Genomic DNA, 23275 nt, shown 5'->3' on the forward strand with positions numbered 1-23275 from the left:
GGCCCGCCAGCGCGGCTTTTGCTTTATGGCGGCGGACCGATTACTTCTTGAGCTTGCTCGCCTCACGCGCCAGTGCTTCGATCTCGTCCCACTTGCCGGCCTTGATGAGATCGTCGGGCGCGACCCAGGAGCCGCCGACGCAGATGACGTTGGGCAGGCTCAGATAGTCGGCGGCATTCTTGGCCGTGATGCCGCCGGTCGGGCAGAATTTCACGTCGGCGAGCGGCGAGGCGAAAGCCTTCAGCGAAGCGATGCCGCCGGACTGCTCGGCCGGGAAGAATTTCAGGAAGCGCAAACCGGCTTCGCGCGCGGCCATGATCTCGCCGGGCGTGATGGCGCCGGGCAGCAGCGGCACGGAGCTGTCCTTGGCCGCGTCGAGAAGCTGGCTGGTGATGCCGGGGCTGACGATGAATTTCGAACCGGCGCGGGCTGCTTCGTCGAACTGCTTCGCGTCTAGAATGGTGCCGGCGCCGACCAAGGCTTCCTCGACCTCGGCGGCCACACGGCGGATCGCTTCCAGCGCATCGGCGGTGCGCAAGGTGATCTCGATGGCCCGCAAACCGCCGCGCGAAAGCGCGCGGGCGAGCGGCACCGCGTCCGCGACATTGGCGATCTTCAGCACCGGGATGACCGGTTGACCGTTGAGAAGCGACAGGAGCTTTTCGGTCTTGCTGGTCATTTGCTGGTCTCCATTTCGATCGTTTTAAACCGATTAGCAGATGGGATGTACCAAGTCCACGAAGGGCCGCGTGTCGCGATGCCGCGCAGCGGATCGCCGACGGCCTTTGAGCCTCCTCCGCCTTGAAACCGCTTTCACCACGGTCTAGTGGCATGACCATGACAACTGCTATGGAGATTCAGCCAGTCCGGGTCGCCGCGCTCTACAAATTCGCGCGCCTCGACGGATACGAAGCCTTGCGCGCGCCGCTTGCCGCATTCTGCTGCGGCCGCGGCATCAAGGGCACGCTGCTTCTGGCGCATGAAGGCATCAACGGCACCGTTGCCGGCAGCGAGGACGCGATTGCCGCGCTGATCGACCATCTGCAAGCCATCGAAGGCCTTGCCGGTCTCGAAGTCAAATACAGCGCCGCCGCCGAAATGCCGTTCCACCGCATGAAGGTGCGGCTGAAGCGCGAGATCGTCACCATGGGCGTCGAGGACATCGATCCGGCGGCGAGCGCCGGCACCTATGTCGCGCCGGCCGACTGGAACGCGCTGATATCGGATGCCGACACGCTCGTCATCGACACGCGCAACGCCTACGAAGTCTCGCTCGGCACTTTCCGGGGCGCGGTCGATTCCAAGACCACCAGCTTCCGCGAGTTCCCCGCCTGGGTCGAGCAGCATCGTGGAGAGCTCGAAGGCCGCAAGGTGGCGATGTTCTGCACCGGCGGCATTCGCTGCGAGAAGGCGACGGCCTATGTGAAGTCGCTCGGCCTCAAAAACGTTTTCCATCTCAAGGGCGGCATCCTGAAATATCTGGAGGACGTGCCGGCCGAAGAGAGCCTCTGGCAAGGCGAATGTTTCGTGTTCGACGAGCGGGTCTCCGTCTCGCATGGTCTGGTCGAGGGGGAGGCGGAGCTCTGCCGGGCTTGCCGGCATCCGCTGACGGTCGAGGACCGGCTGTCGCCGAAATACGCAATCGGCGTCTCATGCCCGCATTGCTTTGAAGCGCGGTCCGACGAGGATCGCGAGCGCTATGCCGAACGCCACCGCCAGGTCGAGCTGGCGCAAGCGCGCGGCGGCAAGCGCCATATCGGCAATTAGAGCGGCCAGTTCTGCGAGCGAAAAGCTGCCCCGTCATTGTAATGTCGATGCACGGGGCCTACCTCTTGCCGGTCCGAAACCCTGCCCGGGCGCGTTCGGCCGGGCCCATTCTGGAGGCATTGATGCTCGATCCCAAGAAGCTGCTCGACGACCTTCTCGGCTCGCAAATCCCCGGGACCGGCTCGACTGTCCGCGACAAGGCGGGGCAGGCGGTGCAGATGGCAAAGGACAATCCGCTCGCCGCCGGCGCGCTGGCAGCCGTGCTGCTCGGCACCGGCACTGGCCGGCAGGTGACGGGCGCGGCCGTCAAGCTCGGCGGCCTGGCTGCGATCGGAGGCCTCGCCTACAAAGCTTATCAGAACTACAAGGCCGGCAAGGAGCCGGCGCAGGCGCCGGCCGCCGGCGAGCCGGAGCTGCTGCCGCCGCCGGCCGACACCGCCTTCCATCCCTCGCAGGCGCCGCAGGGCGAGGCCGAGTTCACGCTGACGCTGGTCAGGGCGATGATCTCGGCGGCGAAGGCAGACGGCCATGTCGACGATGACGAGCGCAAGAAGATCGCCGACAAGCTCAAGCTCGCGGGCATCGGCGCCGAAGCGGAAAAATTCCTGCTTGCCGAGCTCGAAAGCCCGCTCGATCTCGACGCGCTGGTCGCCGGCGCCAAGACCGATGCGCAGAAGCTCGAACTCTACACCGCCTCGCGGCTCACCATCGATCCTGACACGCGCACCGAGCGCGGTTATCTCGACCTGCTCGCTGGCCGACTCGGCCTGCCGGACGCCCTGGTCGATCATGTCGAGGCGACGGTTTCGGCGGCCAAGGTGCCGGCGGGAACGGCGCCCAATTCGCCGTGGTGATTCGGCGTGGTAAACGTCCTTCGGGGACGCCTTGCCGGTCGTCAATCTTCCGTTAACCCAGCAAGCGCATCATTCTAATCAGTCGGACCGGCTTTTCCTCCTCCCAAGCGCGGTTCAGATCGGGGCGGTCGCCAATGGCCGCCCTTTTTGTTGGCCTTTTCTTTATTGCCAACAGCGGCTTGCCATGACCCCATGCATTTGCGATGCCACGTCTTTCCATCCATGACCGGAGGACGGCGATGACAGCCATAGCAGAGAAGACCGCCATCGTTACCGGCGCCGGCACCGGCATCGGCAAGAGCGTCGCGACGGCGCTGCTCAAGGCAGGCTGGAACACGGTGTTCTGCGGCCGCCGCAAGACGCTGCTGGAAGAGGCGATCGCCGATGCGGGCAAGACGCAGGCCAAGGCACTGGCCGTCGCTTGCGACATCAGCAAAGCCGAGGAAGTCGACGACATGTTCGAGACCGTGCTCGAGGCCTTCGGCCGCGTCGACCTGCTCTTCAACAATGCCGGCATGGGCTACAAGTCGACGCTGATCGACGAGATCCCGGTCGAGGTCTGGAACGATGTCGTGGGCGTCAACCTCACCGGCTCGTTCCTGTGCGCCCGCGCGGCTTTCGGCGCGATGCGAAGGCAAAAGCCGATGGGCGGCCGGATCATCAACAACGGCTCGGTGTCGGCCTATGCGCCACGCCCGGGCTCCGCGCCCTACACGGCGACCAAGCATGCGATCACCGGGCTCACCAAGACGCTGGCGCTTGACGGCCGGCCCTTCGACATCGCCTGCGGCCAGATCGACATCGGCAATGCGCTGACGGAGATGGCGCAGCCGATGACGGTGGGCGTGCCGCAGGCCAACGGCTCGATTGCCGCCGAAGCAGTGATGGATGTGCAGCGCGTCGCCGACGCGGTGCTGCATATGGCCAGCCTGCCGCTCGACGCCAATGTGCTGTTCATGACGGTGATGGCGACGAAGATGCCATTCGTCGGGCGCGGATGAGCGCCTGATCGATCACTTGTTCAGGAACGCCTCGATCCGCTCCAGCGCGCGCAGGATGTTCTCCTCCGAATTGGCATAGGAAAGCCGGATATAGCCTTCGCCGAGAACGCCGAAATCGGGGCCGCCGATGAGCGCCACGCCGGCGTCTTCCAACAGCGCCGAGGCAAGCTTCTTGGCCTTCCAGCCGGTCTTCGAGACATTGGGGAAGGCATAGAAGGCACCTTTAGGCGTGATGCAGGAAATGCCCGGGAGCGCGTTCAGCCCTTCGACCACGATCTTCCTGCGGTTGTCGAAGGCGCGCATCATCTTCTCGACGTCGTCCTGCGGGCCGTCGATCGCGGCGATGCCGGCGAACTGGCTCGGCGCGTTGACGCAGGACCAGCAGTTCACCGCCAGCTTGCGAACCTTGTCGTAGAGATGCGCGCCCTTGTCGCCGTTCGGCCAGATCGACCAGCCCATGCGCCAGCCGGTCATCGCCCAAGTCTTCGACCAGCCGTTGAGCACGATCAGCCGGTCGCGGATCTCGGGGAAATTGAGTAGCGAGCAGTGGGTCTCGCCGTCATAGGTCATGACGTCGTAGATCTCGTCCGACATGATGGCGACCTCAGGATGTTTCTCCAGGCCCTTGACCAGCTTCTCGATCTCGGCCCGCGGGGTGACGCCGCCGGTCGGATTGGCGGGCGAGTTGAGGATCAGCAGCCTCGTCTTCGGCGTGATCAGCGCCAGCGTCTCGTCGGCCGAGAAGGCAAAGCCGTTTTCCTCGCGGATCGGAACCGGCACCGGAGTGGCGCCGGTGAACTCGATCATCGAGCGGTAGATCGGAAAGCCGGGATCGGGGTAGAGGATCTCGGTGCCGGCCTCGCCGAACATCAGGATCGCGGCGAACATGGTCGGCTTGCCGCCGGGCAGGATCATCACATTCTCGGGCGACACCTCGACGCCGGTGGTGGTCAGCGTGCGGCGCACGACGGCCTCGCGGGTGGCCAAGAGGCCGTTTGCCGGCGTGTAGCCATGGTGGCCGTCGCGCAGCGCCTTGATCGCCGCCTCGACGATGTGCTGGGGCGTCTTGAAGTCGGGCTGGCCGATGCCGAGGTTGACGATATCACGACCCTGATGGGCAAGCGCGGTAGCCCTCGCCAGCACCGCAAAGGCATTTTCCTCGCCGAGACGGTCGAAGGCCGCGATCGTGTGGAGCATTTTTCCTGTCCCTGTGGTTCTTTCTGTGGGCGAGCGTTTTTGTGACCGTCCGCAGGCAAAAGTCAAACGGATTGGAGCGGTCGTGTCGGAAGATCTGAAGAATTGGCAGCCGCGCCCGCGGCCGGAACGAAATCCGATCGAGGGACGCACGGTCAGGCTCGAGCCGCTGAGCGCGGCAAGGCATGGCGATGGTCTTTACGAAGTGTCGTCGGTGCCCGACGCCGGCGGACGTTTCGCCTGGCTGCCGGACTATCCGCCGGAAACCCGCGCGGCCTTCCAGCCTTGGCTGGACAAGGCCGAAGCGAGCGAGGACCCGCTGTTCTTCACCGTCATCGACAAGGCGAGCGGCAAGATCGCCGGGCGCCAGACGCTGATGCGCATCGACGCCAACAACGGCGTCGGCGAAATCGGCAACATCTATTGGGGCCCGCTGATCTCGCGCAAGCCGGCCGCGACCGAGGCGCAGTTCCTGTTTGCGAAATATCTCTTCGACGATCTCGGCTACCGCCGTTACGAGTGGAAGTGCAACAACCGCAACGAGCCCTCGAAGCGCGCCGCCGAGCGCTTCGGCTTCAGGTTCGAAGGCATCTTCCGGCAACACCTTGTGGTCAAGGGTGAAAACCGCGATACGGCGTGGTATTCGATCATTGACAAGGAGTGGCCGGCCTTGCGCAACGCCTATGAGGGCTGGCTCGATCCGGCGAATTTCGACCGCGAAGGCGCTCAGAAGCGGCGGCTCGAGGATTTCCGCGCTGATTTCGGCGCGTGACAGGAGTTCAGCGATGGCGCATGACCACGCTTCGCATGATCACGGCCCGGCCGGTGCCGGCCATGTGCATGGCTCGACCGACAAGAAACGGGTGCTGATCGCGACCTGCCTGACCGCGGGCTTCATGGTCGCCGAGGCACTGGGCGGCTGGCTGACCGGGTCGCTGGCGCTGGTCGCCGATGCCGGGCACATGCTGGCGGACGCCATCGCGCTCGGTCTTGCCTGGTATGCCTTCCACCTGACGGGCCGTCCGGCCACCGGCCGTCTCACCTATGGCTTCGCCCGGGTGAAGACGCTCGTCGCCTACACCAACGGCATCGCCATCTTCGTCATCGCGCTCTGGATCGTCTACGAGGCCTGGGGGCGGCTGATGAACCCGGCGCCGGTGCTCGGCGGGCCGATGCTGGTGGTGGCGGTGGCAGGCCTTCTGGTCAACATCGCCTCCTTCTTCGTGCTGCATGGCGGCGATCGGGAAAGCCTCAACATGCGCGGCGCCATCCTGCATGTGCTGGGCGACCTGCTTGGCTCGGCCGCGGCAATCGCGGCAGCCCTCATCATCCTGGCAACCGGCTGGACGCCCATCGATCCGATCCTGTCGGTGCTGGTGTCGCTGCTCATTCTCTCGACGGCATGGTCGCTGATGCGCCAGGCGGCCCACGTCCTGCTCGAAGGCGTGCCGGCCAGCCTCGATCGCGACCTGATCGCCAAGGACATCGAAGGCGCTGTCAAGGGCGTGCGCGAGGTGCATCATATGCATGTCTGGTCACTCGACGGGACCTCCAACATGGCGACGCTGCATGCTTGCCTGAATGACGGCGTCGATGCGCATGTGGCGGTGAGCGCCATCAAGAAACGGCTTGCGGCCGAGCATGGCATCGAGCATGCCACTGTCGAACCCGAATTCGGCCAATGCGCGGACAGCCATGACGAGCACGACCACCATCATGATCACGACCATGCGCATGATGCGCCGCGCGATCGCCGGCACTATCACTGATCGCGGCGTGATGATGAACCCGAACAGCCTCGAACTGAAGAACGCCAGCTGATGGATCGTGACACAAAGAACGCGGCGACCGCTGCGGCCGTGATACTGCTCGTGTTCGGTCTCGCGGCCTATTTCCTGCCGGCCATCATGCTGGCCGCCGGCAAGGTGTCGACGGTGCTGGCGGCCGTCATCGCCGCGATCTTCATGGTCGGTCTGTTCGTCGTCCTGTGGCTGCGCGGACGCAGCCAGCGCAAGAAAGGTCTCTGAAGATGAGAATACTGATCACGGGCGCGGCCGGCATGGTCGGCCGCAAGCTTATCGCGCGGCTCGCCAAGGACGGCGCCTTGCGCGGGCGAAAGATCACGGCGCTCGACCTGCATGACATCGTGGCGCCGCAGGCGCCGGCGCTCGCCGGCGTCGATGTCTCGATCCATACCGGCGATCTTTCCGCGCCCGGCGCCATGTCCGCTCTCGTGGCTCCGCGCCCGGATGTGATCTTCCATCTGGCGGGCATCGTCTCGGGCGAGGCAGAGGCTAATTTCGACCTCGGCTATCGCGTCAATCTCGACGGCACGCGCACCCTGTTTGACGCCGTGCGGCTGGCGGCGTTCGCGCCGCGCCTCGTCTTCACCTCGTCGATCGCCGTGTTCGGCGCGCCGTTTCCGGACGTCATCCCGGACGAATTCCATCCGACGCCGCTCACCTCCTACGGCACGCAGAAGCAGATGAGCGAAGCGCTGCTCGCCGATTATACGCGGCGCGGTTTCTTCGACGGCATCGGCATCCGGCTGCCGACGATCTGCGTCCGCCCTGGCAAGCCGAACAAGGCGGCGTCGAGCTTCTTCTCAGGCATCATCCGCGAGCCGCTCGCCGGCCAGGAGGCGATCCTGCCGGTGCCGCGATCGGTGCTGCATACTCATGCCAGCCCGCGTTCGGCGGTGAATTTCCTCGTCCACGCGGCCGAGATCGACGGCGACAAGGTTGGTCCGCGCCGCAATCTCACAATGCCGGGCGTCGCCGTCACGGTCGGCGAGCAGATCGAGGCGCTGGAACGCATCGCCGGCGCCGAGGTCGCGAAACGGATCCGCGAGCAGCCCGACGAGACCGTCTGGGCGATCGTCAAAGGCTGGCCGACGCGGTTCGAGGCCAGGCGGGCGAGGGAATTGGGATTTGCCGCCGAAAGCAGTTTCGACGAAATCATCCGCGCGCATATCGAGGATGAGCTCGGCGGGAAGATCGCCTGACGTCTGTCGATACCAGGTGATGCAGGGCTGACGCGAAGCTCAATACAGCTTTGGGCACTGCTTGGTCAGGCGCCGCCCGACAAGCCGGCCGACAACAGCAGCAGGCCGACCAGGAAGATGAAGGCCGCGCCGCCGATCTCGACGATGGAATGGATGCGGTTGCCGAGGCGTCCGTCGCCGGCGAAATAGACCGCCCAGTTCTTTGCCAGCACTGCGATCGTCGCCAGCGCCGAGACGGTGATCGCGGTGCCGATCGACATCGCCAGCACGGACAGCAGTCCGCCGACCCACAGGCCGTTGAGCAGCGCGAAGCTCAGCACGATCAGCGCGCCGGAGCAGGGGCGGATGCCGACGGCGGCCACCGCCGACCAGGCCGTGCGCCAGTCGAAGCGGTCGCCCGAAAGCATCGCCGGGTCCGGCGCATGCGAATGACCGCAGGCGTCGCAGACTTCGCCTGGGCCATGGTCGTGGTGGTCGTGATCAATGTGATCGTGACCGTGCGAATGATCATGATCGTCATGCACGTGCAGTGCATGCGCATGAGCGTGCGAATGCCCTGCGTGCCCGCCATGCGAATGACCGGCATGAGCGGCCGACAGGCTGTAGGCAGGCGTCCTGCCGAACAGGCGCAGGATCGACGGACCGAGCTTGCGCCACAAAAGCCAGGCGCCGAACAGCGTCACCAGCACGTAGCTCGAGATTTCGAGGAACCAGGCCGCGTCGGTCATCGAGATCGCGGTGCCGCGCAGCACGAAATAGGCAAGCATCATCACGACCACCGCCGTCAGGCCCTGCAACATCGCCGAGACGAAGGAGAGCATGATGCCGCGTCTCAACGCCACTTCGTTGGCGACCATATAGGAGGAGATCACCGCCTTGCCGTGGCCGGGGCCGGCGGCGTGGAAGATGCCATAGGCGAAGGACAAGCCGATCAGCAGCCAAAGCTTGCTGCCGTCCTGGCGCATCGCCTTCATGGCGGCCGCCAGCGAATGGTAGAACTCCTGCTGACGCAGATTGATCCACATCAGGATATGGGCGAACGGACCGGTGGTGGTGGGCGCCATGCCGTCATTGGTGCCGATGCCGAGCGAGCTTTGCGCATGCGCCGCGACAGGCAGATGGGTCACAATCAAGGCAGCGGCCAAGAGCCCGAGGGCCAAGCGGATATTCGTGGGATGCCCCACGAATATCCGCTTGGATTCCCTTGTTTGTCGCAGGTTCCGATCGCAAAACCGTGAAACACTTTTGCGGAACCTGCTTGCGCGCAGCGACGGTTTCATCACCAAATCATCCTTCCGGCGGGCAGTTCAACTCGAGCTTGGTGGCGAAAATCTTGCTCATGTTGGTGCCTGTCGGATCGTTGAAGAACGCCTCCGTCAGGGTCTTCTGGTTTTCCTTGATCGCCTCGTCAGGATCGGGCCGGATGACCTTTTTGGTGCAGGTCGATGGCAGGCCTTCGACGGCAAGGTTCGCGTCGTCGGTGAAGTCGATCGCCGTATAGAAGGTCGGATCGTAGACGCCGATGTCGACCTTGCCGGCGAGCTTGATCGGCGTCTTCGGCTGCGACTCGAACAGGATGATCAGCTGGTCGTTGTCGAAGTTCGCCATCAGATGCGGCGGCGGCACCATCGGCACGTCCTTGCCGTCCTGGGTGACGAGCTGGAAGTAATTGAACTCGGCAAGCGAGGAATGGACGGTGTCGGCCACTTCCTTGAGCTCTTTGTCGTCAAGTTTCAGATCGGAGTTCTTGTCGAACTCCATCATCACCGTACTCGAAAAAAGGTCGTCGAAGCGCCAAAGGTGGCGCAGCGCCGTCACACTTTGGTGATCCTGGCTGAGGATCACGTCGAGGCGAGCCTCGGCGAAGACATGCGGGTGCACCTCGGCCTGCTCGACCGAGGCGAACGTGGCCGCGAGGGCCGAAGCCAGCATGGTTGCTTGCCGTTTCAGATGCATTCCGGGCCGCGATTCCATCGACTTCGGGAGTGAGGGCCCGAGAGTTAACATAAAGGGGGCGAAATTGGGACGCGGGTTATCACGCTGTGTCGCGCGTCTTGAACCACTGCACCAGGAAATCGACGAGGACCCTTACCTTGGCCGGCAGGTAGCGACGGTGCGGGTAGACGGCGAAGATGCCGGTACCCGCCAGGAGACGATCGTCGAGCGCGGTGACCAGCTTGCCGGATGCGACGTCGGGGGCGGCGATGAAATCCGGCAGCATGGCAAAGCCCAGGCCGGAGAGCGCGGCGGCTCTTGCCACAATCGGGCTGTTGACCTCGATCGGACCCGAAACGGCGACGCTGATGGAGTCCTCGGCTTCGCCCTTGAAGCGCCAGTTGGACAGCGTGCGACCGTTGGTGTCGACGATGCAGGGCAGGTTGGCGAGATCCTGCGGACGTGTCGGCTTGCCGTGCTTGGCGATCAGCTCCGGCGACGCGCAAAGCCTGACCGAAAACGGCGCCAGCCGCCTGGCGATCAGCGAGGAGTTCTCCAGCCGCGAGATGCGCACGGCAAGGTCGAAGCCTTCCTCGACAAGGTCGACGAAGCGGTCGTCGAGATGGATGTCGAGCACGATGTCGGGATGCTGCCTGGTGAAGTCGACCAGCGACTGACCGATCGGCGCATCTGCGAAGGTGCGGGCGGCCGACAGCTTGATCCTGCCGCGAACGTCGCCGGAAGACTGGCGCACAGCCTCGGCGAGGCTGTCGACCTCGCGCACGATTTCGGAGGCGCGCTGATAATAGGTGTGGCCGGCTTCGGTCAGCGAGAACTGGCGCGTTGTGCGGTTCAAGAGCAGCGCGCCGAGCTCGTCCTCCAGCTCGCGCACATATTTCGACAAGAGCGCCTTGGAGCGGCCGATCTTGCGCGCCGCAGCCGAAAAGCCTTCCGCCTCGACCACGTCGATGAAGGCGCGCATGCGCGTCAATGTATCCATGGTCAGACCTTTCGTGCCGCGTCGAGAATCCTGCGGCCGAGCCGTATCAGGGCAACGTCGCTGCCGGAAGGGCCGAGCAGCGAAAGACCGAAGGGCGCGCCATCGACGGAGCCGATCGGCAAGGTGATCTGCGGAAAGCCCGAAAGACCGGAAAGGCACAAGAGATGCAGCGCCCTTTCGCGATAAGCCTGGAACTGTTCCGGCGTGCTGGCGGCAAGCGGTGCTGCGCCGGGAACGGTGGGCAGGACCAGAAAGCCGTTGTTGCCGAGCAGCGCCTCGAATTCGGCCCGGAACGCCAGGCGGCGCGCGGCTTCGGTGGCGGCAGTTTTGGCGTTGATGGTGCGGCCGAAGCCGAAACGCTCCGCGACGCCCGGGCTGAGCCGGCCGCCGGCCGCGATCCAGGGGCCATGCTCGCGCCAGGCCTCGAAGGCCTGCAAGCGTCGAAAGCACCAGTAAAGCTCGTCCGGGAAAGAGGCGAAGGCGTATTCGGTCTCCACCGGCTGGCCTATGACGCCGGTCGCCAGTGCCTTCATGCGCGCGTATTCGGCGGTTTCCGCCGGGCCGGTGACGAAGGCGTCAAGCCAGCGGATCGACAGCGGGCGGTTGAGCGGGTGCTGGTGCGGATCGCGGCCGAGCAAAAGCTTGCCGACCGCCTCATAGGTCTCGATGTCGTCGGCGAACCAGCCGAACGTGTCGAAGCTCGATGCCAGCTTCATCGCGCCGTCGAGCGGGATGCGGCCATGGCTGGTGCGCAGCCCGATCAGGCCGCAGAAGCTTGCCGGCGCGCGGATCGAGCCGCCGGTGTCGGAACCGGTGGCGATGTTCGCCAGCCCGCCGGCAACCGCGGCGGCCGAGCCGGAGGAGGAGCCCCCGGTGACGCGGTCGGGCGCGGCGGGATTGACCGGGTAAGGGAAATGCGCGTTCTGGCCGAACAGCGAGAAGGCCAGCTCGTCGGTCTGGGTCTTGCCGACGAATCGCGCGCCGGCATCGAGGATCGTCTGCACCGCTTGCGCCGTGCGCGAGGCGGCGTGCGCCTCCTCGAATTTTTGCGGATTGCCGCAGCCGGTGCGGTAGCCGGCAACGTCATAGATGTCCTTGACGGCCAGGCGCAGGCCGGCGAGCGGGCCCAATTCCGCATTCGCCACAGGCATTTGGCGCAGATCGAGGAAGGCGTTCAGCGGTGCTTGAGTTCCTGGCATCGTTCGATTTCCGGATACGGTGCGGCCAACATTGTTCGATGCCAGAAATTTTACAACCTGGGCTTACGATTTTTATTGATTGTGAAACCCTTCGCTCTTATATCGCGCTTGCCCAAAGTCGCACGTGCCTGTGGGTGTCCGCCGATCCTCGAATGGTGAGGGCAATCGGTAAGGTAACTGGAGCCAACCCCTCCAGTCGGTCAGTGGCCAACCACAAGACCGAGGACACCTTGAAGCAACGACGGTGCGGGCCTTTCTGGTTCTCTTCCGGTTGTCCAAAGACCGGGGTTACTAAAGAGGCACACCTTCATTGCCGGCAGTGCGGACGGGGTCTCCCATCCAAGCCAAGGCAGACAAAGCGAACCGAGGCCGGGCAAGGCCAAGGTTCACCGCCGCGAGACGGCATTTCATGGTTCCGGGGTCTCCACCGGCTGGTCCCATGGATTTTCCGTCCCGCCTTTGTCCACCGCGAGTTCGCGAGGCTGAGCGCCCGCGTTCCGCAGCCTTTGTGCGCGCCGAAAGGCGCCAATGGAGAGACCTCGATGGCCACTCAGCGCATCCTTGATTTCCTCGCCACCCGACGTCCGAACGGCCCTTGCCTCGTCGTCGACCTCGATGTCGTGCGCGACAATTTCCGCGCCTTCGAGAAGGCGTTGCCCGATTCCAAGATCTACTATGCGGTGAAAGCAAACCCGGCGCCGGAAATCCTGCGCCTGCTTGCTGCGATGGGCTCGTCCTTCGACACCGCATCGGTTGCCGAGGTCGAGATGGCGATGGATGCCGGCGCGCCGGCGGACCGCATTTCCTTCGGCAACACCATCAAGAAGGAGCGTGACATCGCACGCGCCTACCAACTCGGCATTCGCCTCTACGCGGTGGACTGCGTCGAAGAGGTCGAGAAGATCGCGCGTGCCGCTCCCGGCTCGCGCGTGTTCTGCCGCGTGCTGACCGACGGCGAAGGCGCGGAATGGCCGCTGTCGCGCAAGTTCGGCTGCGTGCCGGCGATGGCCGTCGACGTGCTGCGTCATGCCAAGGGCCTCGGCCTCGATGCCTATGGCGTGTCGTTCCATGTGGGCTCGCAGCAGACCGACCTGTCGGCCTGGGATCGCGCGCTGGGCGACGCCAGGAAGGTGTTCGCGACGCTCGCCGAGGAAGGCATCGTCTTGAAGATGGTCAACATGGGCGGCGGCTTCCCGACCCGTTACCTGAAGGACGTGCCGGCGGCCCAGGCCTACGGCCAGGCGATCTTCTCGGCCCTGCGCAAGCATTTCGGCAACGCGCTGCCCGAGACGATCATCGAGCCGGGACGCGGCATGGTCGGCAATGCCGGCGTGATCAAGTCGGAAGTCGTGCTGATCTCGAAGAAGGCCGACAACGACAATGTGCGCTGGGTGTTCCTCGACATCGGCAAGTTCGGCGGTCTCGCCGAGACCATGGACGAGGCGATCCGCTATCCGCTGGTCACCCGCCATGACGGCTCGGAGACCGCGCCCTGTGTGCTCGCCGGCCCGACCTGCGATTCGGCCGACGTGATGTATGAAAAGACACCTTATCCGCTGCCCTTGTCGCTGACCATCGGCGACGAGGTGCTGATCGAAGGCACCGGGGCCTACACGACCACCTATTCGGCGGTCGCCTTCAACGGCTTCGAACCTCTCCGATCCTACGTGATCTGAGCATTTCGCAAGAAACCGCTCAGATCAAACCGGCCCGGGCGCCTTCGCCCGCCCGGGCTCGCTTGTGGGACAGATCTCCGCTCGTGAAGGATCGCGGATATGGAATACCTGACCAAATCGGCCTTCGCGGCCACTGAAATTGCCCCCTCGTCCGGACCGTTGGCTGAGCTTTTCTCCGCGGGGGAGAACGGCTCGACGGCAGTGCTTCTTGGCGCATTTTCTTACGGCGAACCCGTTTCCACTTCGCCTGAAAATGCGTTTGCGCCCTCCCTGGCCCTGCGGGCACAGGCTGGCTCGCGCGGCGCGCCGGACGAGGGGGCCGCCCAGGCGCCGGCCTTCGTCATTCTTGGCGAAGGCGCGGGCGACGTCGCGGCGCGCGAAGCGCTGCTCGACCGCGCCATGGGGCCGAAGCGCAAGAAGAAGTCATCCGAGAAGCTGCGGCGCGGCCGCCGGCCCTCGGAAGGCCTGGCCTTTGTCGCCCGCGATGCGTCGGGCGCGGTCGTCGGCACGGTGCGGCTGTGGGATGTGAGGTTGGGCGAGGGCGGTCCGGCAGCGCTGCTGCTCGGCCCGCTCGCGGTCGAGCCGGGATTGAAGAGCGGCGGCATCGGCTCGGCGCTGATGCGGCACGCACTCGCCGAAGCGGCGCGGCTCGGCCATGGCGCGATCCTGCTCGTCGGCGATGCGCCCTATTACGGGCGGTTCGGCTTCTCAGCCGACCGCACGGGGGCGCTTGCCATGCCCGGCCCCTATGAGCGGCACCGGCTTCTGGCGCTGGAACTGCAGGAAGGCGCGTTGGACGGCGCCAAAGGCACGATCAAGGCCGCCGGCCGCAAGATCAAAGGACAGGCGCTGGGTTTCGTCGCCTGAAGCCTTTGTTTTCACGCAATTCCGGACGGAAAACCGCTACGCGCTTTTCCTGGAATTGCTTTAGGTTCGACAAAAACAGCAACGCCGCCCATCGGGCGGCGTTGCTGTTTTTGCGAAGGATCAGCCGAGCAGCTGGCTGAGCGCCATGGCGACGGTCATGTCGCCCTCGACCTTCAGCTTGCCGGACATGAAGGCCATGGTCGGATTGAGGTCGCCGGCAATCAGCGAATCCAGATCGTCGAGCGACAGCTTGACGGTGCAGTCGGTCGGCGCGTCGGTGGTCGAGACGGTCGCGCCGTCGATGACGATGACGCCGTCGCTGCCGGTGTCGAACTTGACCGAATGCTCGAAGCCGGCGCTTGCCACGCGCGACTTGATCTTGTCGGCAATCTCCTGAACGCCCATGGCGGTTCTCCTCGTTGGTTGCGTTGACGCGCACCGGCGCTTGGCCGCTGGGCGAGGTAGACGCGCCGCGCTCCAGCGCGACCACAGGCGCATATAGCTTCGAGTTGACGTTTACGTCAACGCGGTCACCATGCGTCATATCGCTTGAGGGAACTGGGCCGTCTATCGCCGCCGGACGCGGCCAGGCAGTCAATGCTCCGGCGCCTGGAAAGGCTTGGTCATCGCCGCCGCGGTGTCGCCGGCATTCTTGCGGCGCCGAAGCGCGTTGTCGCGGATATCGTCCTTGGACAGGAAGTTGACCTGGTCGATCAGCACCTCGTGCACCAGCTCGACGCCGACGCGGGTGTTGATGGTGTCGCGGATCGACTTGCGGAAAGCGTCGAGATCGATCGATTCCTTCTTGGTGAAATCGATCTGCGGGTTGGAATAGAGATAGGAATAGACCTGGTCGGTCATCAGCGCCTGCGCCGGGATCGACAGCTTCTTTATCTGGTCCGGCTCCACCGTGTAGACGAGCTTGGTGAGGAAATAGCCCTCGATCGTGCCGTCGCGCAGCAACGGCACCGAGATCATGTCGGTCTTGACATAGTCGAGGCCGCCCAGCATCGGCTTCGGCGGCTCGGCCGCGCCGCGCTGGCCCGCCGCCTGGAAGGAATAGAAGACCGCGCCGAGCGTCACGGCGCAGATCCACAGCGCGGCGGCGATGAATTTTATCACCGGGTCTGTCCTTGCGCCTCGATCATCTCATCAGGCTCGCGCCATTCCGAACTCACCGGCCGAATAGGTGCCGTCGGTATCGGCGCGCTGGATGGCGTTCCTCAAAAGCGTGGCGACTTCGTTGACCGCGTTGAGATGGGCAAGGATCGCCGCCTCGTTCCTGGCCAGCTTCTGGCGCAGCCGCAGCAGGCCTTCGCGATGCTGCTCGAGGAATTCGATCTCGTTGGCTCCCTTCATGGCGCGGTTCAGCTCGTAGAGATACCGGCTCTTGCGCGCGTTCGAGGCCTTGAGATCATAGGCCGTTCCGCTGCGGATGCCGGCGGTTTCCTCGTCCACGACTTCCTCGATGCGACCGATGATGGCGGCGAGGTTGCCGGGTCGCGCGGCGGCGGGCGCCTCCATTGCGCTGGTGCGTGCGGGAAGGTTGGAAAGCTCCGTTTGGTCGGCCATGTAGGTCCCTAGATCTTGATATCTGTTTTTATGATCGTCTCGTCGCCGGTCATCGACCGTGCTGCTTTGCGCTCAAGCTCCTCGATCATCGAGGTCGAAAGCCGGGTCTGCCGGTCGATCTCGGTTTTCTGCGCTCCACCGGCAATGGGGCCGACCGGCACCTTGTGCTTGCCGTCGAGATAATGGTCGGCAAGCATCGATCTGGCGATGCCGATGCCGCCATGCGCGGCCATGACATCGGCCACCTTTTCGGCGAGCTGCGACTTCCACATGTCGCCGGCCAGGCCCTTGCCGTAAACACCCTCGGTGTCCTTGGGCATCATGTTCTGGATGAAGGTGGTCAGCACCATCGCCTCGAAGCGCTGGAACTTCTTCGCCGGATTGGCGGCTTCCGCCTTGTCGGCCGTTGCGCGCGAGAGAATGGAGCCAGCATCGACCGTCGCGGATGGATCGACAGAGAAAGGCGCCGAGGTGCCATTCGCCCTTCTCGCGAGCGCCGCGCGTGCGGCCTCGACATCGGCCGGCTCCGCTGCGCGGGCAACGTCCATGACGATGTCGCTGGGTGGGGAAATGGCCAAGAAAGTCCGCCCTTTGTCGGTTTTGTTAGTTGCACAATGACTGAAGAAGCTTGTGGCAGGCTTGCGATGATCAGCCGTCGGAGGTTCGCTTCTGCATGATCAGATCGAGCCGCTCGCGGTCGGAGCGTTCGCGCTCGTCGCGGCGGCGCTCGTCCTTGTAGGCGCGCTCGACCATGTTGGTGCGCGCCGTCGCAGTGGCGATCAGCGCCGCTTCCTGGCGGGCATTGTCGAGGTTCTGTTGCTGTCGGCCCAGCGCGTCGGTGATGCGCCGGTGGTAGAGCGCGGGAAAGAGGCCGGCCACCGAGCTGTCGGTGTCGAAGCGCTCGATCAGCTCCTTGGCCTCTGCTTCAGCCTTGACGGCGGCGGCGAGGAAGCCGGCGTGGCGGGTCTCGTGCAGCGCCTTCAACTGCTCCTGCACCTTGACCAGCTTCTTCAGGCGGTCCTTTCGCACGGTCATGGAGCCTATCTCGCCAGGGTGAGGTCGACGAAGCCGTCGACGAACAGCGACAGCAAGGTGCCGACGGCGAAATAGAAGATGATCATGCCGCCGGCGATGACGAAGGGCAGCGAGATGAAATAGACCGGGATCTGCGGCGTCAGCTTGTTGACGAAACCGATCGTCAGATTGACCAGGATGGCATAGGCGACGAACGGGCTGCCGAGCCGAATGACCAGAAAGAACGCATCCGACACCGTGTCGGTGACGTCGACCAGGGCGGCCTGCGGGTTGAAGAACACGTTGACCGGAGCGACCTGGTAGGAGGCGACGAGCGCCTTGACGATCTCGTGGTCGAAGTCGAAGACGAAGAGCAGAAGCAGCGCCGAGAACGAGATGATGGCGGCAAGCGCCGCCTGCGGTTCCGGCTCCTCGATCGCCGGTCCGCCCGAGCCGCCATAGCCGATCAGCATGGCGATGGCCGAACCCATGAAGCGCAGCGCCTCCATGTAGAGCCTGGTCATGGCGCCGATCAGGCCACCGACCAGGAGCTCCGAGACGATCATCGGCGCCAGGACCTGCGGGCGCGGATCGACGAACGGGTAGATGCGGTCCCAAAGGAAAGCGAGCAGGCCGCCGGTGGCGGCGAGCGAAACGAACAGCCGGATCTGCAGCGGCACGCGGGCGCTGGACAGGCCGGGCATCAGCATGAAGCAGGCGCCGATACGGCAGAAGGCGAGGAAGGCGGCGATGACGACGCCTTGCGAGAGCGCGTTCACGAGATTGTTCCGAGCACCTTGATCTCGACGCCCTTGGCGATCTCGACATGGCTGAGAACGGGAAGCGTCGTGAACAGCCGCTCGATGATCATGCGTACATAGGGACGGGCGTCGGGCGCGGTGACGAGCACAAAACGCTCGCCGGCCTCGAGATGCTTGCGGATCGCCTTGGTGGCGTCCTGGCCGAATTCCTCGAGCTGACGCGGATCGATGTCGAACTCGCGCACCTCGCCCTTGGCGTCGCGTTTGAGGCTCTGATGGAAGGCCAGGTCCCAGCGGTTGCCCAGGCGCAGCACCTTGAGCGTGCCGCCTTCGGAGAGGTCGCCGCAGATCTGCTGCGCCATGCGGATGCGCACGTGCTCGACGATCTGCTCTGTGCGGCGCACATGCGGCGCGATCTCGGCGATCGCCTCGATGATCAAATGCAGGTTGCGGATCGAGACGCGCTCGGCGAGCAGCAGCTTCAGCACGGCCTGCAGGCCTGGATAGGAGATGTGCGAGGTGCATATCTCGTCGGCGAGCTTGCGGTATTCCGGGTCGAGCCGCTCCAGGAGCGCCTTCATGTCCTTGTAGGACAGAAGCTGCGGCAGGTTGTTGCGGATGACCTCGGAGAGATGCGTGAGCAGCACCGACATGTTGTCGGCGAAGGTGAAGTTCTCGCGTCTCAGATCCTCGGCGAAGGTTTCGAGCACGGAATAGGCGCGCATGCCGAAGGCCGGCTCGCGGATTTCCTCGCCGGGGATTTCCGGCACGCCGCGCGTGCCGAGCAGCACCATGATCTCGCCGACGCGCATCTGGTATTCTGCGACCACAGTGCCGTGCACCTTGATCTGATAGCTCTTCGGCGGGATGGCGAAGTCGTCGGCGACGCGCACCTCCGGCACCACGAAGCCATATTGCTGGGCGAATTTCTTGCGCATCTTCGACATGCGGAACACCAGTTCCTGGTGCGCCACCATCAGCCTGGTCGAAAGCTGCTTGCCGATCAGAAGCTCGATCTCGGCGGTGACCAGCGAGGCCTTGACCGAGTTCTTCTCTTCCTCGACCTTGTTCGCCTTCTCCTGCGTCTTCAAGGCTTCGGCGGCGGCGCGCTCGCGGCTCTGGCGCAGCGGGATGATGTAGCCGAGGCCGGCCATGCCGCCGGCAAGCGCGAAGAAGGGGAAAAGCGGCAGGCCGGGCATCAGACCGAGGATGACTAGCAGCGAGGCCGCGACGTAGAGCGCGCGCGGATGCGCGCCGAGCTGGCCGAACACCGCCTGGTTGGTCGAGCCGCGCGTGCCGCCCTTGGAGACGAGCATGCCCGCGGCGAGCGAGACGATAAGCGCCGGGATCTGGGTGACGAGGCCGTCGCCGACCGACAGCTTGATGAAGACGTCGGCCGCCTGGCCAAGGCCCATGCCGTGGCGCAGATAGCCGATGGCGATGCCGCCGACGATATTGATGGCGGTGATGATCAGGCCGGCGATGGCGTCGCCGCGCACGAATTTCGAGGCGCCGTCCATCGAGCCGAAGAAGGAGCTCTCCTCCTCCAGCTCGCGGCGGCGCAGCTGCGCGGTCTTCTCGTCGATCATGCCGGCGGAAAGGTCGGCGTCGATCGACATCTGCTTGCCGGGAATGGCGTCGAGCGTGAAGCGCGCGCCGACCTCGGCGATACGGGTCGCGCCCTTGGTGATGACAATGAAGTTCACCACGATCAGGATCATGAAGACGATGAGGCCGATGACGAAGTCGCTCGACATCACCAGCTTCGAGAAGCCCGAAATGACATAGCCGGCGGCATGCGTGCCCTCGTTGCCATGCGACAGGATCATGCGCGTGGTAGCAATGTTGAGCGATAGCCTGAGCATGGTGGCGATGAGCAGCACGGTCGGGAAGGACGAGAAGTCGAGCGGCCGCTGGATCCACAGCGCCACCATCAGGATCAGCACCGAAAGCGCGATCGAGAAGGCAAGGCCAATATCGATGAGGAAGGCCGGAATCGGCAGGAACAGCACCGCCAGGATGAAGACGATGCCGAGCGCGAAGAAGATGTCGCGGCCGTTCTTGACCGCCAGGCCGGACGGAAGTGTTTCGCTGATCGCCATGTCGTCCTCAAAATCCAGGCCGTCCGCCACGCACAGGACAGGCCCTCGACCGTAACCCTCCAAGCTTGCGCGAAGGTGGGAGAGCGGCTACGGCGCCTTAGCCACTTATCGGAAGGGAAAAGCGCATGCTCCTGATCATCGGCACGGTCCGCTTGCCGCCCGACAGGCTCGACCAGGCAAAGCCGGCGATGCAACGCATGATCATGGCGAGCCGCGCCGAGCCGGGCTGCCTCGGCTATTCCTACGCGCAGGATGTGCTGGATGCCGGGCTCATCCATGTCTCGGAGGCCTGGAGCGACCGCGCCGCGCTCGAAGCGCATTTCAAATCGGCGCATATCGCCGAATGGCGCGCGAGCTGGGCCGAGCTCGGCATCGGCGAGCGCAAGCTCACGCTTTTCGAGACGGACGGCGGCGCGCCGACCTGATCGTGTGAGGCATTTACGGCTGTGCCGCCTCCGCGGTCGCGACCAGCCAGCGCCGCACGGCGCGTTCCTCCTCGGCGGACAGGCCGGCGGGCGGAGCTGCTGGCGATCTTCGTCGTACAAGACGATTCCGGCCCTCTCACCATACCGGTGCCCGACTAAGTCTATCTCCTGGTCACGCGGCAAGTCTTGCTTAAGGCTAATTGGCGCAACGCCAAAATGGCGCCACATGCGGTCGGCATTGCGGTTGCCACGCAAAGCCGCCGCGCGTATCAGGCACGGCAGTTCTTATCTTTCGCATACCGGCGAGCCGCTTCGTTGCCTGCCAGAAACGACCCACAAGTTTACGCCCGCCGGCTTCGCGCGGTGCTGATCAGCTCGATCCCCGTGCTCGAGGCGCGCGGCATCGTGATCGTGCTGATGGCCGGCATGGTCGGCGTCATCGCGGGCGCGCTGGTCACCGGCATGAGCGCCTTGGTGCAAGGCATGCATTACCTGCTGTTCGACGTGCAGCCGGGCGGCCGGCTTTCGGCGATGTTCTCGCTTGCCGACCCGGCACAGGCGATGTTCCCGGCGATCGGCGGCCTGCTTCTCGGGCTTTCCGTCATCTGGCTCAGAAAGCGCAAGTTCCGCACACCTGTCGATCCGATCGAGGCCAACGCGCTCTATGGCGGGCGCATGTCGCTCACCGACACGTTCATCATCGTGGCGCAGACGATGGTCTCAAGCGGCTTCGGCGCCTCGGTCGGATTGGAAGCCGGCTACACGCAGATCGGCTCCGGCGTAGCTTCCCGACTTGCCCGCGCCTTCCACCTGCGCCGCAATGACGTGCGCATTCTGGTCGGCTGTGGTGCGGCCGGCGCGATCGCCGCCGCCTTCGACGCGCCGCTGACCGGCGCCTTCTACGGTTTCGAGCTGGTCATCGGCATCTACTCCGTCGCCAATGTGGCCCCGGTGATGGCGGCGGCGATCGCCGCCTCGCTGACGGCGGAAATGTTCGGCGGCGTGCCGTTCCCGCTGGAACTCTCAGGTCTGCCGAATCTGACCGCCGGCGAGTATGTGCCATTCTTGCTGCTGGGGCTGCTCGGCGGGGCTGCCTCGATTGCGATCATGCATCTGGTGAGCATCGTCGAGCGGCTCTTTGTACGGTTGTCGATCGACGTGTCGGTCAGGCCGTTCATCGGCGGCATCTTCGTCGGCTTGCTTGGGCTGGTCACGCCGCAGGTGCTCTCCAGCGGCCATGGCGCGCTGCACCGCGAGTTCGCCATGAATTATGCCCTTCCCGTGGTGGCGAGCGTCTTCGTGATGAAGCTGGCGGCCTCAGCCATCTCGCTCGGCTCGGGCTTCCGCGGCGGCCTGTTCTTCGCCTCGCTGTTCCTGGGGGCTTTGCTCGGCAAGGTCTTTGCCGGCGTCATGGCGCTGACCGCGCCGTCGGCCGGCATCGACCCGTCGGTCGCCGCCGTCGTCGGCATGACCTCGCTTGCGGTGGGCGTTGTCGGCGGTCCGCTGACCATGACGTTCCTGGCGCTGGAGTCGACCCGCGACCTGACGCTCACCGGCGTGGTGCTGGCCGCCTCGATCATGTCGGCGATCCTGGTGCGCGAGACCTTCGGCTACTCCTTCTCGACCTGGCGTTTCCACCTGCGCGGCGAAACGATCCGCAGCGCCCATGACGTCGGCTGGATGCGCAGCCTCACCGTCGGCACAATGATGCGCAAGGACGTCCGCACCATTCCCGCCTCGACCACGCTCTCCGAATTCCGCAAGGAGATCCCGCTCGGCTCGGCGCAGCGGGTTATCGCCGTCGAGCAGGCCGACCAATATGTCGGCATGCTGCTGGTGCCGGAACTGCACAGCGATCGCTCCGATGGCGAAATGCCGGTGAGCGCGCTCGCCCAGTTCAAGGACGCGGTGCTGGTGCCGTCGATGAATGTCCAGACCGCCGCCGAGACCTTCCAGCGCACCGGGGCCGAAGAACTTGCCGTGGTCGAGGATTTCGACGAGCGCATCGTGCTTGGCCTGCTCACCGAAAGCCATCTGATGCGCCGCTATGCCGAAGAGCTTGACAAGGCGCGGCGGGATCTGTCGGGTGAGGGCTAGCCCTCTCTTTCAACTGAAGCCTTGGCTCGGCAGCCGCGAGGATGCGGCCCGACCGCGCAACCATGCCTCTTGCCATCTGTACAGTGGCACTGTACAAGTTGTTCAGTGGAGGAACATGAATGCCCAAGGCATCTGGCAACGGTCGGGCGCAGGCGGCAAACGCCGCCGGTGCGGCCGCAACGCTTGCCCATCAGGCTCTGGGCATGCGGCTCAAGAGCCTTCGCCTTGCTCGCCGCCTTTCCTTGCGCGACCTCGCCGAGGCGACCGGAACCAGCGCCAGCTTCATCAGCCAGCTCGAGCGCGGCCTGACCGGCGCCAGCACGGCATCGCTCAATCAGATCGCTTCCGCGCTGGGAGTCAGCGTCGCGCTGCTGTTTGCGGAAAGCGCGGCTCAAAATCACCACGGCGTGCTCAGGCGCAGCGAGCGCCCAAGCCTGCCGCCCAGCGACGGCTGCCGCAAGATGCTCTTGTCGCGGCCGCCGCTCAGCGACATGGAAGTCTATGTCGGCGAGTTCGAGATCGGCGGCTCGACCGGCCCCGACCAATACACGCATGGCGACGCACATGAGATGCTGATCGTGCTGCGCGGCATTGTCGAGGTCTCGCTCGGCGAGGCGCGTCATGTCCTCGAAGAGGGCGACAGCGTCGAATACACAACGGCCACTCCGCATCGCACGGAGAACATCGGCAGCGGCCGGGCCGAAGTGATGTGGATCATCGCGCCGCCGACCTCGGCGCGCGCCGAGCTCGACCAATACACGACCTGGAAACCGCCCGCCGCCAGGTAACCGACCAAAATGCGGGCAT

25 protein-coding genes are annotated in these 23275 nt (G+C 64.8%); 12 read left to right on the forward strand and 13 right to left on the reverse strand.

All coding sequences use genetic code 11. The annotated features are described in order from the left end of the window. Positions 1 to 40: 40 nt before the first annotated feature. Complete coding sequence (locus LB552_RS08345) at positions 41 to 679, reverse strand: 2-dehydro-3-deoxy-phosphogluconate aldolase (RefSeq protein ID WP_224603757.1); 639 nt, start codon at positions 677 to 679, stop codon at positions 41 to 43. 158 nt (positions 680 to 837) lie between these two features. Here LB552_RS08345 and LB552_RS08350 point away from each other — a divergent pair, with 158 nt between their 5' ends. The 3 genes from LB552_RS08350 to LB552_RS08360 all read left to right on the forward strand — a co-directional run bounded on the left by LB552_RS08350 (position 838) and on the right by LB552_RS08360 (position 3622). Continuing rightward, positions 838 to 1767 (forward strand): rhodanese-related sulfurtransferase, encoded by a 930-nt coding sequence (locus LB552_RS08350; protein WP_224604692.1) that lies wholly within the window; start codon positions 838 to 840, stop codon positions 1765 to 1767. 122 nt (positions 1768 to 1889) lie between these two features. Continuing rightward, on the forward strand, positions 1890 to 2621 hold the full coding sequence (locus tag LB552_RS08355; RefSeq protein WP_140842112.1) for a tellurite resistance TerB family protein: 732 nt from the start codon (positions 1890 to 1892) through the stop codon (positions 2619 to 2621). 239 nt (positions 2622 to 2860) lie between these two features. Beyond that, a complete protein-coding gene (locus tag LB552_RS08360; protein ID WP_224603760.1) occupies positions 2861 to 3622 on the forward strand; it encodes an SDR family oxidoreductase in 762 nt (253 codons plus the stop codon). A gap of 12 nt (positions 3623 to 3634) precedes the next feature. On the opposite strand, the gene LB552_RS08365 is transcribed toward LB552_RS08360, so the two are convergent. Continuing rightward, positions 3635 to 4819: a pyridoxal phosphate-dependent aminotransferase gene (locus LB552_RS08365; protein WP_224524244.1), complete on the reverse strand. Its 1185-nt coding sequence runs from the start codon at positions 4817 to 4819 to the stop codon at positions 3635 to 3637. An 82-nt stretch (positions 4820 to 4901) separates the two neighbouring features. On the opposite strand from LB552_RS08365, the gene LB552_RS08370 reads away from it, so the two are divergent. The 4 genes from LB552_RS08370 to denD are packed head-to-tail and all read left to right on the forward strand — an operon-like array spanning position 4902 to position 7820. Beyond that, entirely contained in the window at positions 4902 to 5588 is a 687-nt protein-coding gene (locus tag LB552_RS08370) for a GNAT family N-acetyltransferase (protein ID WP_224603763.1), read from the forward strand. A 13-nt stretch (positions 5589 to 5601) separates the two neighbouring features. Beyond that, entirely contained in the window at positions 5602 to 6585 is a 984-nt protein-coding gene (locus LB552_RS08375; protein ID WP_224524246.1) for a cation diffusion facilitator family transporter, read from the forward strand. A 51-nt stretch (positions 6586 to 6636) separates the two neighbouring features. Next, the gene (locus LB552_RS08380) at positions 6637 to 6843 is read left to right on the forward strand and encodes a hypothetical protein (RefSeq protein ID WP_224524247.1); all 207 of its coding nucleotides are present in this window, start codon (positions 6637 to 6639) and stop codon (positions 6841 to 6843) included. A 2-nt stretch (positions 6844 to 6845) separates the two neighbouring features. Beyond that, positions 6846 to 7820 (forward strand): D-erythronate dehydrogenase, encoded by a 975-nt coding sequence (gene denD, locus LB552_RS08385; protein WP_224524248.1) that lies wholly within the window; start codon positions 6846 to 6848, stop codon positions 7818 to 7820. A 65-nt stretch (positions 7821 to 7885) separates the two neighbouring features. Here denD and LB552_RS08390 read toward each other — a convergent pair whose 3' ends face one another. The 4 genes from LB552_RS08390 to LB552_RS08405 form a co-directional block, all read right to left on the reverse strand. Continuing rightward, positions 7886 to 8953 (reverse strand): nickel/cobalt transporter, encoded by a 1068-nt coding sequence (locus tag LB552_RS08390; protein WP_263481521.1) that lies wholly within the window; start codon positions 8951 to 8953, stop codon positions 7886 to 7888. A 154-nt stretch (positions 8954 to 9107) separates the two neighbouring features. After that, complete coding sequence (locus tag LB552_RS08395; protein WP_140842096.1) at positions 9108 to 9776, reverse strand: DUF1007 family protein; 669 nt, start codon at positions 9774 to 9776, stop codon at positions 9108 to 9110. Positions 9777 to 9855: 79 nt separating this feature from the next. Continuing rightward, complete coding sequence (locus tag LB552_RS08400) at positions 9856 to 10755, reverse strand: LysR family transcriptional regulator (RefSeq protein ID WP_224603784.1); 900 nt, start codon at positions 10753 to 10755, stop codon at positions 9856 to 9858. Between the two features lie 2 nt (positions 10756 to 10757). Then, a complete protein-coding gene (locus tag LB552_RS08405) occupies positions 10758 to 11954 on the reverse strand; it encodes an amidase (protein WP_224603786.1) in 1197 nt (398 codons plus the stop codon). Between the two features lie 542 nt (positions 11955 to 12496). On the opposite strand from LB552_RS08405, the gene odc2 reads away from it, so the two are divergent. Both odc2 and LB552_RS08415 read left to right on the forward strand, forming a co-directional pair. Then, a complete protein-coding gene (gene odc2, locus LB552_RS08410) occupies positions 12497 to 13630 on the forward strand; it encodes an ornithine/lysine decarboxylase (protein ID WP_140842090.1) in 1134 nt (377 codons plus the stop codon). Between the two features lie 276 nt (positions 13631 to 13906). Beyond that, on the forward strand, positions 13907 to 14497 hold the full coding sequence (locus tag LB552_RS08415) for a GNAT family N-acetyltransferase (protein WP_263481553.1): 591 nt from the start codon (positions 13907 to 13909) through the stop codon (positions 14495 to 14497). A gap of 120 nt (positions 14498 to 14617) precedes the next feature. Here LB552_RS08415 and LB552_RS08420 read toward each other — a convergent pair whose 3' ends face one another. From LB552_RS08420 to flhA, 7 genes are all read right to left on the reverse strand, one after another. Then, positions 14618 to 14902: an SCP2 sterol-binding domain-containing protein gene (locus LB552_RS08420; RefSeq protein WP_027165149.1), complete on the reverse strand. Its 285-nt coding sequence runs from the start codon at positions 14900 to 14902 to the stop codon at positions 14618 to 14620. A 189-nt stretch (positions 14903 to 15091) separates the two neighbouring features. Beyond that, complete coding sequence (locus LB552_RS08425; RefSeq protein ID WP_140842088.1) at positions 15092 to 15619, reverse strand: hypothetical protein; 528 nt, start codon at positions 15617 to 15619, stop codon at positions 15092 to 15094. Between the two features lie 30 nt (positions 15620 to 15649). Next, a complete protein-coding gene (locus LB552_RS08430; RefSeq protein WP_140542843.1) occupies positions 15650 to 16069 on the reverse strand; it encodes a hypothetical protein in 420 nt (139 codons plus the stop codon). A gap of 8 nt (positions 16070 to 16077) precedes the next feature. Beyond that, complete coding sequence (locus tag LB552_RS08435; protein WP_224524267.1) at positions 16078 to 16647, reverse strand: rod-binding protein; 570 nt, start codon at positions 16645 to 16647, stop codon at positions 16078 to 16080. Between the two features lie 70 nt (positions 16648 to 16717). Continuing rightward, on the reverse strand, positions 16718 to 17104 hold the full coding sequence (locus LB552_RS08440; RefSeq protein WP_224603788.1) for a hypothetical protein: 387 nt from the start codon (positions 17102 to 17104) through the stop codon (positions 16718 to 16720). A gap of 5 nt (positions 17105 to 17109) precedes the next feature. After that, positions 17110 to 17862, reverse strand: a complete 753-nt coding sequence (fliR, locus tag LB552_RS08445; RefSeq protein ID WP_095766355.1) for a flagellar biosynthetic protein FliR — start codon at positions 17860 to 17862, stop codon at positions 17110 to 17112. Further along, a complete protein-coding gene (gene flhA / locus LB552_RS08450; RefSeq protein ID WP_224524281.1) occupies positions 17859 to 19946 on the reverse strand; it encodes a flagellar biosynthesis protein FlhA in 2088 nt (695 codons plus the stop codon). The genes fliR and flhA overlap by 4 nt, the downstream gene beginning before the upstream one ends. 125 nt (positions 19947 to 20071) lie before the next feature. Between flhA and LB552_RS08455 the strand changes: the two genes are divergently transcribed. From LB552_RS08455 to LB552_RS08465, 3 genes are all read left to right on the forward strand, one after another. Continuing rightward, on the forward strand, positions 20072 to 20371 hold the full coding sequence (locus tag LB552_RS08455) for a putative quinol monooxygenase (protein WP_224603803.1): 300 nt from the start codon (positions 20072 to 20074) through the stop codon (positions 20369 to 20371). Positions 20372 to 20686: 315 nt separating this feature from the next. Further along, positions 20687 to 22468, forward strand: coding sequence for a chloride channel protein (locus LB552_RS08460; RefSeq protein WP_224603805.1), 1782 nt, complete (start codon positions 20687 to 20689; stop codon positions 22466 to 22468). A 119-nt stretch (positions 22469 to 22587) separates the two neighbouring features. Further along, positions 22588 to 23256, forward strand: coding sequence for a helix-turn-helix domain-containing protein (locus LB552_RS08465; RefSeq protein ID WP_224543354.1), 669 nt, complete (start codon positions 22588 to 22590; stop codon positions 23254 to 23256). The last annotated feature ends 19 nt before the right edge of the window (positions 23257 to 23275 follow it).

This window comes from Mesorhizobium sp. CA7 (assembly GCF_020165015.1).
GTDB lineage: Bacteria > Pseudomonadota > Alphaproteobacteria > Rhizobiales > Rhizobiaceae > Mesorhizobium.